A 9,903-nucleotide genomic window follows, 5' to 3' on the forward strand; every position below is an offset into this window, starting at 1 on the left:
TCCAACCTCGTGTCCCGGTCTCCCGGGTCGGTGTCCGTGTCGCTCTGACATGGAATAAGTTACGCGGCGGGAAACGCAACGTCAAATCGCCTGGTGGACACCGAGTATGCCCAGGTCAGAGCGGTGCGAAACGGAGCGAATCACAACCATGTGACCCAGCACACGACGACTACCCGTCCCTATGGGTAAACCGCCTGTTCATTCCGTGCTTCTAGCCTCGGGACGTGCAGTGCTACACGCGCTTCGTCGCCATCGGGGACAGCCAGACGGAAGGGGTCGGCGACCCCGACGATGCGGGCGGGCTCCGGGGCTGGGCGGACCGCTTCGCCGACATCCTCGGCGGTGCGACGCCTGAACTCCGCTATGCCAACCTGGCGATCCGCGGCAGGCGGGCCGGGCAGATCCGGGCCGAGCAGTTGGAGCCCGCGCTGGCGATGCAGCCCGATCTGACCGCGGTGCTGGCCGGGCTGAACGACCTGATCCGGCCGCGCTTCGACCGGGAGGCGCTGCTCGCCGATCTCACCGCGCTGATCGAGCCGTTCCGCGCGGCCGGTTCGACGGTGGTCACCTTCACCTTCCCGGATATCGGGGCGATCGCGCCGGTGGTGCGCCCGCTGGCGGGGCGGATCCGGCAGTTCAATGCCGATATCCGGGAGTTGGCGGCCAGGTACGAGGCGGTGCTGGTGGATCTGGAGCCGGTGCCGGGTGCCGCGCACCGGTTGCTGTGGGCGCAGGATCGGCTGCATCTGAGCCCCCTCGGGCACGAGATGGTGGCGCGGGCGGTCGCCGAGGCGCTGCGGGTGCCGGGGGCGGACGGCTCCTGGCGCGGGCCGCTGCCGTCGGTGCGGCGCCGCCGGGGTGAGCAGGTTTTCGACGAGTTGCGCTGGGCGACGGTACACATGCTGCCGTGGCTGGTGCGTCGGGCGCGCGGCATCTCGACCGGGGATCGGGTGACGGCGAAGCGGCCGGAGCTGGCACCGCTGCGCGAGACCTTCCGGCTGCCACGGGAAGTCGCCGCGGGGTGATCTCCTACGTGCGGTAGTACTATTACCGCCGTGTCGGCTCCGCTCTCGCCCGTCGCGCCGCTGCGCGGGGCCTTCGTCGGGGCCGCATCCGGTGCGGTCGCGGCGGCCGCGCACGCCGTCGGCGGCGGGGTGGTCGCGCCGGGCGGGCCCGCGACGGCGGTGCTCCTCGCGGCCTGCTGTGTGATCGGGGTGCTGGTCGAGGCCATGCCACGGCCGGGGTTCGGGCGGCTGCTCGTCGTGTTGACGCTGGGGCAGGCGGTCGGGCACTGGGCGCTCACGCACGCCCCGGAGCAGCACCACGGCGCGCACTCGGGTGCGGGGATGCTCGCCGTGCACCTGGTGGCGATTCCGCTCGGCGCGGTGCTCATCGGCGCTGCCGAGCGGGCCGTGGTGGCGGGGATCGCGGCGCTGGCGCGGCTGGTCCCGGTGCCCGGTCGGGCACCGGGCCCGACGGTACCGCGGCGAATCCGGCCGGATTGCAGGGTATTTCGGGCACCGCGGTGGCATCCGCTGGAGTCGGGGTTCGGGTTGCGTGGGCCGCCGGGCGGAGACGGCGCCGCGCTGTTCCGTCGGTCCGTGTGACCGGCGGCATTTCCCCCTTCCCTTTCGGATGTTCGGAGTTTCTCCATGGCTGCTTTTTCCGTGCGCGCACGGCGGTACGCCGCCGTCGGCGCCTTCTTCCCGCTGGTGCTGGCGGGTTGTTCCTCCTCCCCCGCCGCGCCTGCCCGTTCCGCCGATGCGGTGACCGTGACCGATCAGTGGGTCAAGGCCGCGGACAGCGGGATGTCCGCCGGTTTCGGCGAGCTGCGCAATTCCGGTGGCGCTCCGGTCACCGTGGTCTCGGCCACCAGCCCGGCGGCGGGCAGGCTGGAGCTGCACGAAGTGGTGCCGGACGCGGACGGCGCGATGATCATGCGGGTGAAGGCGGGTGGCTTCGCGATTCCCGCGGGCGGTGCGCTCACGCTGCGGCCGGGCGGTGACCACCTGATGTTCATGGAGCTGAGCGCGCCGCTGCGCACCGGCTCGACGACCGAGGTGGTGCTGACCTTCGACGACGGCTCCAGCACCTCGTTCAGCGCGCAGGTGCGTGATTTCGCCGGGGCGCAGGAGGAGTACGTCCCGGGGCACGGTGCCTGAGCGGCGGCGGTTCGGTCGGCGGCGGCTGCTCGGCGGCGGTGCCGTCGCGCTCGGCGCCGCGGGTGTCGCCGGTGTCGGCTCCGCCGCGCTGGCGGCGGGCCGGGCGGCGCCCGCCGATCCCGGGCTCGCGACCGAGCCGTTCCACGGGGTGCACCAGGCCGGGATCACCACCCGGCCGCAGTCGCAGGTCAGCTACCTGGCCTTCGATCTGCGGCCCGGCGTCGGCCGGGACGACCTGGCGGGGGTGCTGCGGATCTGGACCGAGGACGCCGCGCGGCTCACCGCGGGGCGTCCGGCGCTGGCCGACACCGAGCCGGAGCTGGCGCTGCGCCCGGCCCGGCTCACGGTGACGGCCGGGCTCGGCCCCGGCGCCTTCGCCGCGGCCGGGCTCGACGCCGCGCGGCCGGAGTGGCTCGCCCCGCTGCCCGCCTTCCCGATCGACCGGCTCGACCCGCGCTGGTGCGGCGGCGACCTGCTGCTGCAGCTCGCCGCCGACGAGGCGACCGCCGTCGCGCACGCCGCGCGGGTGCTGTCCAGGAGCGTCGCGTCGCTGATCACGCCGCGCTGGGTGCAGCGCGGCTTCCTCGACGCGGCGCCGGGGCGGACGCCGCGCAATCTGATGGGGCACCTCGACGGGTCGGGCAATCCCCGGCCCGTTGAGCTAGGCCCGCTGGTGTGGCTGGACAGCGGCCCGCTGGCGGGCGGCAGCGCGCTGGTCCTGCGCCGGATCGCGGCCCAGCTGGACACCTGGGACGAGCTCGACCCGGCCTCGCGGGAGCTGGCGGTCGGCAGGCGGATCGCGGACGGCGCGCCGCTCTCCGGTACCGGGGAAGCGGACCAGCCGGACCTCGCCGCGACCGACGCGCTCGGGATTCCGCTGATCCCGCCCTCGTCGCACGTGGCGCGGGCCAGGCACCGGCACCCCGGCGAGCGGTTCCTGCGCCGGGCGTACAACTACGACGACCCGCCCGAACCGGGAGCCACCTCGAACACGGGCATGCTGTTCGCCGCCTACCAGCGCGACATCACCGCGCAGTTCCTGCCGGTGCAGCGGCGGCTGGCCGAGGTCGACGCGCTGAACCAGTGGACGGCGCCGATCGGCTCTGCGGTCTTCGCCGTGCTGCCCGGGGTGGCCGCACCCGGCGATTACCTGGGGCAGCCGCTCTTCGAGCGCTGAGCCCGGCCCCGCTCCCGCCTGCCCGACGGGAGCGGGGTCGGCTCAGTTCCAGAGCGCGGCGACGAACACGTTGACCACGGCGAGCCCGCCTGCCGCATCGGCCATCCAGGCGACCCGTTTACCCCGCTTGGCATCGGCGTGGCTCATCTCGGCGAGCGCGGTGACCGCGACGGCGATCGTCAGTTTCACGACGATCTTCGCCATGACCGGATCCTTGCCGAGCGCATCGATCGACTCGGCCAGCCCGACCAGCGCGATGCCGGAGAGCAGCTGGGCGCGGGCGCCCCAGACCATCACCGTGTTGACGTCGGGGCGGCCCGCCGCCCAGCCGCCGACCACGGCGGCCATGCCGAGCAGGTGCGTGACCACGACCAGGTTGTAGACGAAATCCATGAACCCGCAGCCTAGTTCATTCGCGGCACATCTACTACACAGCGTCGTGCAACGCGCCCGCACGGTCGGTGTCCCGCTTGACGCCGAAGGCCGTGGCGATCTCCATCACGCCGATCACCACCAGCCAGATGCCCGCGACCCAGGCCAGGGTGGCCACCGAGCTCACCGGCCAGACCAGCAGCACGATGCCCGCGATCGCGGTGATCACGCCGAAGAAGCCCTGTACGCCGCGGCCGGGCATGGTCGGCTCGGAGACCGCGGCCACCACCGCGCCGATGCCGCGGAACAGCCAGCCGATGCCGATGAAGATGCCGAGCAGCAGCAGCGAGGCGATCTCGTCGCGGAAGCAGAAGACGCCGAGCACGATGGAGAGCACGCCGCTGATGAAGGCGAGCACCCGCAGCCCGGCACTGGCGGGCGCGCCGAATGCCGCGATGAGCTGAAGCACCCCGCTGACCAGCAGGTAGATACCGAACAGCACCCCGGCGACGGCGAGGGTGGCCTGCGGCCAGACCAGGATCAGCACACCGAGGACCACCGACAGGATTCCGGTGACGAGAATCGTCTGCCAGGCGGCGCGGGCGAGGGCGCGGACCGGGTTGCCGACCGCTTCTGGTGTCGTCATGGCGCGATGCTATGCCCGGTGTCGCGGGCTGCCGTGCAGATTCGCCGGGTGTTTCCCGTTCGTGATCCGCGCGCGTGGCCACGGCGTTTACCCCGCGCCGGGGTCGGGTATCCGTTCGCGAGTGACTTTCGGCCCGGTCGCCCCGCGGGCGGGTCGGTGACCCACGGTGAGCGAGGGAGATTTCTCAGGTGGCGGTTGTACTCGCGTTGCAGGCACGCGGCCTCGGTGATCTGCTCACCGCGGTCCCCGCGCTGCGTGCGCTGCGCCGGGCGAGGCCGGGCGATCACCTCGTGCTGGCCGCGCCGCGCAGGCTGCGGCCGGTGGTGGACCTGATCGCCTCGGTCGATGCCATCGCCCCCACCGGCCCCGGCGGCGAGCTGCGCTGGGACGGCCCGCGCCCCGAGCTCGCGGTGAACCTGCACGGCCCGGACCCGGCGAGCATCCTGGCGCTGGCCGGGACCGAGCCCGGCCTGCTGCTCAGCTACCGCAGCGCGGCGCTGCCGCAGTGGCCGGGCCCGGAGCTGGACCCGCAGGCGCACCGGGTGCAGCGCTGGTGCGCGCTGCTGGAGTGGGCCGGGATGACCGCGGATCCGCGCAACCTCGGGCTGGTGCCGCCGGTTCCGACGGTCAGCAGGCGGGACTGCGTGGTGGTGCACGTCGGCGCGGGCGCCCCGGCGCGGCGCTGGCCCGCCGACCGGTTCGCCGCGGTGGTGCGGCACCTGCTGGTCCTGGACCGGGAGGTGGTGCTCACCGGCGACGAGCACGAGCGCGAGCTCGCGCTGCAGATCGCCGCGCGCGCCGGGCTGCCGATCGGGCAGGTGCTCGCGGGCGAGCAGACGCTGCTGGAGCTGGCGGCGACGGTGGCCGAGGCCGAGCTGCTGGTCTGCGGGGAGACCGGGGTGGCGCACCTGGCCACCGCCTTCGGCACCAGGACGGTGCTGCTCTTCGGCCCGACCTCGCCGCGCACCGACGGCCCGCCGCCGCACCTGCTCGGCAGGCACGCGGTGCTGTGGGCCGGGGACTGCGGCGACCCGGAGGCGCGGGAGCCGGACGCCGGGCTGCTGCGGCTCGGCAGCACCGAGGTCATCGAGGCGGTGGACAAGCAGCTCGGCAAGCGGCGCTGGCCCGGGGTCGGCCCCGAGCGCAGGCGAACGCCGTACCGGCGGGTGGGCTGAGCACTACGGCTCGGCGCTCCACGCCTCGTCGATGGCGGCCGCGTAGGCGGCGAGCGCGCTCGGCCAGTACTGCTCCACGTAGTCCCTGACGTCGGCGAGGCCGCGCGGGTCGAGGTGGTAGAGGCGGCGGTTGCCGTCCGGGCGCATGCGCACCAGCCTGGCCTCGCGCAGCACCCGCAGGTGCTGGGAGACCGCGGAGCTGGTGACGCCGACCTGCTCGGCCAGCTCGCCGACCGAGCGCGGCGCGGCAGGCAGGGCCTCGAAGATGGCCCGCCTGGTCGGATCCGCGAGCGCGACCATGGCGCGCACTCCATTAGTCGGCACTGAAACAGTATCCGGGGTGGCGGCCGGTTCCGTCAACCGGAACCGGTTCCCGAAAAGCCAGGTCGTGCGGGAGCGCTGCGCGCGACCAAGATCGGGTGCAGCGGCTTCACCTGCGCTTTCCCTGCCGGTGAAGGTTGCCACAGAATTACGGGCCCGGGTTTGGGCTGTCGTACGTTCGTTGCCATGCCCGTAATCTCCTCGTTACCCGCGCGCCGCACCGTGACCCGGGCGGCCGCCGCTACCGCCGCCGTGAGCGCCTCGCTCGCGGTGCTCGCGGTGGCCGGACACGATCCGGCCCCCGCCACCGCCGCCCGCCCCGCGCTCGCCGCCGCCGTGACCCCGTGGGAGGCGCAGCGCCCGCAGACCGTGCCCGCCGCCGTGGTCTCCGAGCAGCACCGGTTCGCCGCCGAGGCGGCGCGGCCGCGCACCGTCCGGCCGGTGGCCGGGCAGCTCACCTCGCTCTTCGGAATGCGCTGGGGCGCGCTGCACGCCGGGCTCGACTTCGGCGACCCGATCGGCGCGCCGATCGCCGCGGTCACCGACGGCACCGTGCTGGAGACCGGCCCGGCCGCCGGGTTCGGGCTGTGGGTGCGGGTGCAGCAGGACGACGGGACGATCGGCGTCTACGGCCACGTGCACGACATCCTGGTCGCCGTCGGGCAGCCGGTACGCGCGGGCGACGTCATCGCCACCGTCGGCAACCGCGGCTTCTCCACCGGCCCGCACCTGCACTACGAGGTGCACGCCGCGGACGGCGGCCCCGTCGACCCGCTGCCGTGGTTGGCCGCGCGCGGGGTCGACCTGCACCGCCCCGCGGGCTGACCCCTACCGGGGTACGACGCCGGGATCACCCGCGAGCGGGAGGCCGGGCGGTGCCCCGGATTCCTACCGTCGACGCATGTCGCAGCTCGTTCCAGGCACCGCGCTCCCGATCCGTTCCACGCCGCACCGACCGCACGGCCCGCTGCTCGTCGCCTGCGCGCTGATGGCGGCGCTGCTGGCCTGGTCGCTCGCCGGGCTGGTGCTCGACGACCGGCTGATCGGCGGCGAGCCCGCGTGGGCCAAGCCCGCCAAGTTCGCCGCGGCCTTCGTCCTCTACACCGCCACCCTGGCCTGGCTGCTGAGCCTGCCGCACCGCGGCGCGCGGGTGACCCGGTGGATGGGCACGATCTTCGCGGTGACCGCCGTGGTGGACGTGGGGTTCGTCGTGGTGCAGGCGGCGCGCGGGACGTTCAGCCACTTCAATACCGAATCCGACGCGGTCAACACGGTGGGGCAGCTGATCTTCGCCTCCGGGGTGCCGGGGCTGTTCGCGGCGAACCTGGTGATCGCGGTGACCGTGCTGTGGCAGCGGGTGGCGGACCGGCCGACCACGCTGGCGATCCGGGCCGGGCTGGTCCTCGCGGTGGCCGGGATGGCGCTCGGCTACCTCATGGGGTTCACCGGGCCGCGCGCGGCCGCGACCGCGGACGGAAAGGTCGTCGAGCTGGTCGGCAGCCACACCGTCGGGGACCGGGCGGTGCGGAACGACACCGCCGGGCTGCCCGGTACGGACTGGAGCACGGCAGGCGGTGACCTGCGGGTGCCGCACTTCGTCGGGCTGCACGGCATCCAGGTGCTGCTGCTCGCCGCGGTGACGCTGGGCTGGGCGGCGCGCCGCTTCCCCGCGCTGCGCGCCGAGCGCACCCGCGCCGGACTGGTCGGGGTGCTCGCCGCGGCCTGGGCCGGGCTGCTCGGGCTGACGCTGTGGCAGGCGCTGCGCGGGGTGCCGCCCGCGGCGCCGGACGGGCCGGTGCTGCGCGCCGCGGCGGTGCTGCTGCTCGGCGCCGCGGCGGGGGTGGCGCTGGTACTCAGCGCAGCCGCTCGGCGTCCCGGGCCAGCGACACCAGTTTCGCACTGAGCGCGGCCAATTCGACCGCGCCCGCGCCCTCGTCGACCGCGATGGCGACGTCCTCCGCGGCGCAGCGGGCGGCGAACCAGCGGTCCGCGAGGGCCGCCGCCTCCTGCGCGCTGAGGACGACGGAGTCGGACGGAATCCCGGTGCCCTTGAGGCTGTTCCGGTGTTCGTAGGCGCGCTGACGGCACGACTGCCGGCAGTACCGGCGCCTGCGTCCGGCCTCCGACTCGACGATCTCCCGCCCGCACCACAGGCAGGACAGCAAGCGGCGCATGGGGCAGAACATTAGCCGCACCGCGGCCCGGGCGAGAACTCTTGGCCGGAGCGGGTGCCGCTGGCACCGGCCGGACCGGGCACCGCCCGGGAGGCACTATCATGGAGGGGTTAGCCAGCTGCCCCGGGAACACCGGCTCGTCTTCGGGCGTTGTACCGTGCGGCACCGGCCACGTTCGACACGACTGGGACTCGACAGGGAGAGGCACACATGGCAGATCGCGTACTCCGGGGCAGCAGGCTCGGAGCGGTGAGTTACGAGACCGATCGCGACCACGACCTGGCGCCGCGCCGGATTGCCCGCTACCGGACCGACAACAACGAGGAATTCGACGTCCCCTTCGCCGACGACGCCGAGATCCCGCCCACCTGGCTGTGCCGCAACGGCCAGGAGGGGGTGCTGCTCGAGGGCACCACGCAGGAGGCGAAGAAGGTGAAGCCGCCGCGCACGCACTGGGACATGCTGCTGGAGCGGCGCTCCAAGGACGAGCTCGAGGAGCTGCTCAAGGAGCGGCTGGAGCTGCTGAAGACGCGCCGCCGGGGCTGACCGGCGACGAACACGAAGGCTCCCACCCGTCGCGGGTGGGAGCCTTCGTCGTCGCCTAGGCTCGGCGGTCGTGAGCGTGTACAACGAGCGGCTGCAGCAGCTGGGCCTGCGGGCGGCGGAGCTGCTGGAGAACGCCGACGAACTCGACGAACCCCGACGTGACCTGGCCTATCTCACGGTGCTGGCGGCGCACTTCGACTACCAGGTGAAGAACGGCGGCTTCGCGCAGCTGATCCACAACGTGGGCGGCGAGCGGCTGGAGGACGTGGACGGCATGCTGCGCGCGGTGGACGCGCCGGTCGCGCTCGCCGCCTACCTGCGCGCCGTCACCCGCTGCACCGAACTGCTCGACGACTACCACCTGATGATGGCCGACTTCACCGCGCCGACGCAGCTCGGTGTCGAGCTGACCGAGATCAGCGTCGACTACCTGCGCGGCGAAGTCGGCTTCGACGCCGAGATCGCGCCCTTCCTCGAGGTCGCGGACGCGCTCTAGCGGCTCGCGACCTTGCGGTAGCGGAGCAGCGCCAGCGGCATGGCGACCGCGAGGATGGCGAGCGAGCAGCCGATCGAGTAGAGCACGGCGTTGTCGGCGACCCAGCCGGTCGCCGGGATGAAGGTCGGCGGCGAGCTGTTGTCGAAGAGCTGCCGCCCCGCCGTGGAGACCGCGGTGATCGGGTTCCACTCGGCGATGGTCTTCAGCGGGCCTGGCAGCGTCTCCCCGGAGATGAAGGCCGAGGAGATGAAGGTCAGCGGGAAGAGCCAGATCAGCCCGGCGCTCTGCGCCACCTCGACGGTCGGCGAGAGCAGCCCGGTGAGCGCGCCCACCCAGGACATGGCGAAGGCGAAGAGCAGGATCACGCCGAAGGCCAGCATGGCGTCGCCGAACGAGCCGTTGATCCGCCAGCCGACGATCAGCCCGCAGACCACCATGACGATCAGGCTCAGCACATTGACCACCAGGTCGGACAGGGTGCGGCCCATGAGCACCGCGAGCCGGGACATGGGCAGCGCCCGCATCCGGTCGATGATGCCCTTCTGCAGGTCGCCCGCGAGCCCGACGGTGGTGAAGGCGGCGTTGAAGGCGACGGTCTGGGTGAAGATGCCCGCCAGCAGGAACTCGCGGTACTGGTCGCCGCCGAGCGAGGCGCCGAAGATGTAGGCGAAGACGAAGACGAACATGAGCGGCTGGATGGTCGCGGTCACCAGCAGGGTCGGCACCCGCAGGATGGTGAGCAGGTTGCGGTAGGCGACGATCGCGCTGTCCCGGAAGATCCGGCCGCGCGGCTCCGGCTCGGCGCCGGGCGTGGCGGCAGGCTCGGAGCGGGCG

At 73.4% G+C, this 9,903-nt stretch carries 14 protein-coding genes; 9 read left to right on the forward strand and 5 right to left on the reverse strand.

The features are described from left to right. Positions 1 to 224: 224 nt before the first annotated feature. The 4 genes from ACFUUZ_RS20660 to ACFUUZ_RS20675 are packed head-to-tail and all read left to right on the forward strand — an operon-like array spanning position 225 to position 3,339. Positions 225 to 1,025, forward strand: coding sequence for an SGNH/GDSL hydrolase family protein (locus ACFUUZ_RS20660; RefSeq protein WP_378698513.1), 801 nt, complete (start codon positions 225 to 227; stop codon positions 1,023 to 1,025). Positions 1,026 to 1,055: 30 nt separating this feature from the next. Continuing rightward, a complete protein-coding gene (locus ACFUUZ_RS20665; protein ID WP_378698515.1) occupies positions 1,056 to 1,607 on the forward strand; it encodes a hypothetical protein in 552 nt (183 codons plus the stop codon). A 45-nt stretch (positions 1,608 to 1,652) separates the two neighbouring features. Then, positions 1,653 to 2,162 carry a copper chaperone PCu(A)C gene (locus ACFUUZ_RS20670; RefSeq protein ID WP_378698517.1) on the forward strand — a complete coding sequence of 170 codons (510 nt, stop codon included), beginning with the start codon at positions 1,653 to 1,655 and terminating at the stop codon, positions 2,160 to 2,162. Beyond that, positions 2,155 to 3,339: a Dyp-type peroxidase gene (locus tag ACFUUZ_RS20675; protein ID WP_378698519.1), complete on the forward strand. Its 1,185-nt coding sequence runs from the start codon at positions 2,155 to 2,157 to the stop codon at positions 3,337 to 3,339. Before ACFUUZ_RS20670 ends, ACFUUZ_RS20675 begins: the two co-directional genes overlap by 8 nt. 42 nt (positions 3,340 to 3,381) lie before the next feature. Here the strand turns inward: ACFUUZ_RS20675 and ACFUUZ_RS20680 are convergent, their stop codons facing one another. Beyond that, positions 3,382 to 3,732: a hypothetical protein gene (locus ACFUUZ_RS20680; RefSeq protein ID WP_378698521.1), complete on the reverse strand. Its 351-nt coding sequence runs from the start codon at positions 3,730 to 3,732 to the stop codon at positions 3,382 to 3,384. A gap of 34 nt (positions 3,733 to 3,766) precedes the next feature. Beyond that, positions 3,767 to 4,357: an HdeD family acid-resistance protein gene (locus ACFUUZ_RS20685; protein WP_378698523.1), complete on the reverse strand. Its 591-nt coding sequence runs from the start codon at positions 4,355 to 4,357 to the stop codon at positions 3,767 to 3,769. Between the two features lie 188 nt (positions 4,358 to 4,545). Here ACFUUZ_RS20685 and ACFUUZ_RS20690 point away from each other — a divergent pair, with 188 nt between their 5' ends. Further along, complete coding sequence (locus tag ACFUUZ_RS20690; RefSeq protein WP_378698525.1) at positions 4,546 to 5,532, forward strand: glycosyltransferase family 9 protein; 987 nt, start codon at positions 4,546 to 4,548, stop codon at positions 5,530 to 5,532. 3 nt (positions 5,533 to 5,535) lie between these two features. On the opposite strand, the gene ACFUUZ_RS20695 is transcribed toward ACFUUZ_RS20690, so the two are convergent. After that, on the reverse strand, positions 5,536 to 5,832 hold the full coding sequence (locus ACFUUZ_RS20695) for an ArsR/SmtB family transcription factor (RefSeq protein ID WP_378698606.1): 297 nt from the start codon (positions 5,830 to 5,832) through the stop codon (positions 5,536 to 5,538). 207 nt (positions 5,833 to 6,039) lie between these two features. Between ACFUUZ_RS20695 and ACFUUZ_RS20700 the strand changes: the two genes are divergently transcribed. Further along, a complete protein-coding gene (locus ACFUUZ_RS20700) occupies positions 6,040 to 6,678 on the forward strand; it encodes a M23 family metallopeptidase (protein WP_378698527.1) in 639 nt (212 codons plus the stop codon). A gap of 76 nt (positions 6,679 to 6,754) precedes the next feature. Then, entirely contained in the window at positions 6,755 to 7,756 is a 1,002-nt protein-coding gene (locus ACFUUZ_RS20705; RefSeq protein WP_378698529.1) for a hypothetical protein, read from the forward strand. Here ACFUUZ_RS20705 and ACFUUZ_RS20710 read toward each other — a convergent pair. Next, complete coding sequence (locus ACFUUZ_RS20710) at positions 7,707 to 8,027, reverse strand: hypothetical protein (protein WP_378651000.1); 321 nt, start codon at positions 8,025 to 8,027, stop codon at positions 7,707 to 7,709. The two genes, ACFUUZ_RS20705 and ACFUUZ_RS20710, sit on opposite strands and share 50 nt — an antisense overlap. Positions 8,028 to 8,237: 210 nt before the next feature. On the opposite strand from ACFUUZ_RS20710, the gene ACFUUZ_RS20715 reads away from it, so the two are divergent. After that, the gene (locus ACFUUZ_RS20715) at positions 8,238 to 8,573 is read left to right on the forward strand and encodes an RNA polymerase-binding protein RbpA (protein WP_378698531.1); all 336 of its coding nucleotides are present in this window, start codon (positions 8,238 to 8,240) and stop codon (positions 8,571 to 8,573) included. Between the two features lie 70 nt (positions 8,574 to 8,643). Then, on the forward strand, positions 8,644 to 9,069 hold the full coding sequence (locus ACFUUZ_RS20720; protein WP_378698533.1) for a DUF4375 domain-containing protein: 426 nt from the start codon (positions 8,644 to 8,646) through the stop codon (positions 9,067 to 9,069). On the opposite strand, the gene ACFUUZ_RS20725 is transcribed toward ACFUUZ_RS20720, so the two are convergent. Next, positions 9,066 to 9,848, reverse strand: a complete 783-nt coding sequence (locus tag ACFUUZ_RS20725; RefSeq protein WP_378698608.1) for an ABC transporter permease — start codon at positions 9,846 to 9,848, stop codon at positions 9,066 to 9,068. The two genes, ACFUUZ_RS20720 and ACFUUZ_RS20725, sit on opposite strands and share 4 nt — an antisense overlap. Positions 9,849 to 9,903: the final 55 nt, after the last annotated feature.

The sequence above is a fragment of the Nocardia sp. NPDC057353 genome, assembly GCF_042667085.1.
Classification (GTDB): domain Bacteria; phylum Actinomycetota; class Actinomycetes; order Mycobacteriales; family Mycobacteriaceae; genus Nocardia.

Excerpts from the sequence above, each read along its gene's own strand:
- ACFUUZ_RS20670 (WP_378698517.1), top strand. The coding sequence starts at position 1,653 with ATGGCTGCTTTTTCCGTGCGCGCACGGCGGTACGCCGCCGTCGGCGCC.
- ACFUUZ_RS20680 (WP_378698521.1), bottom strand. The coding sequence starts at position 3,732 with ATGGATTTCGTCTACAACCTGGTCGTGGTCACGCACCTGCTCGGCATG.
- ACFUUZ_RS20685 (WP_378698523.1), bottom strand. The coding sequence starts at position 4,357 with ATGACGACACCAGAAGCGGTCGGCAACCCGGTCCGCGCCCTCGCCCGC.
- ACFUUZ_RS20695 (WP_378698606.1), bottom strand. The coding sequence starts at position 5,832 with ATGGTCGCGCTCGCGGATCCGACCAGGCGGGCCATCTTCGAGGCCCTG.
- ACFUUZ_RS20700 (WP_378698527.1), top strand. The coding sequence starts at position 6,040 with ATGCCCGTAATCTCCTCGTTACCCGCGCGCCGCACCGTGACCCGGGCG.
- ACFUUZ_RS20705 (WP_378698529.1), top strand. The coding sequence starts at position 6,755 with ATGTCGCAGCTCGTTCCAGGCACCGCGCTCCCGATCCGTTCCACGCCG.
- ACFUUZ_RS20710 (WP_378651000.1), bottom strand. The coding sequence starts at position 8,027 with ATGCGCCGCTTGCTGTCCTGCCTGTGGTGCGGGCGGGAGATCGTCGAG.
- ACFUUZ_RS20715 (WP_378698531.1), top strand. The coding sequence starts at position 8,238 with ATGGCAGATCGCGTACTCCGGGGCAGCAGGCTCGGAGCGGTGAGTTAC.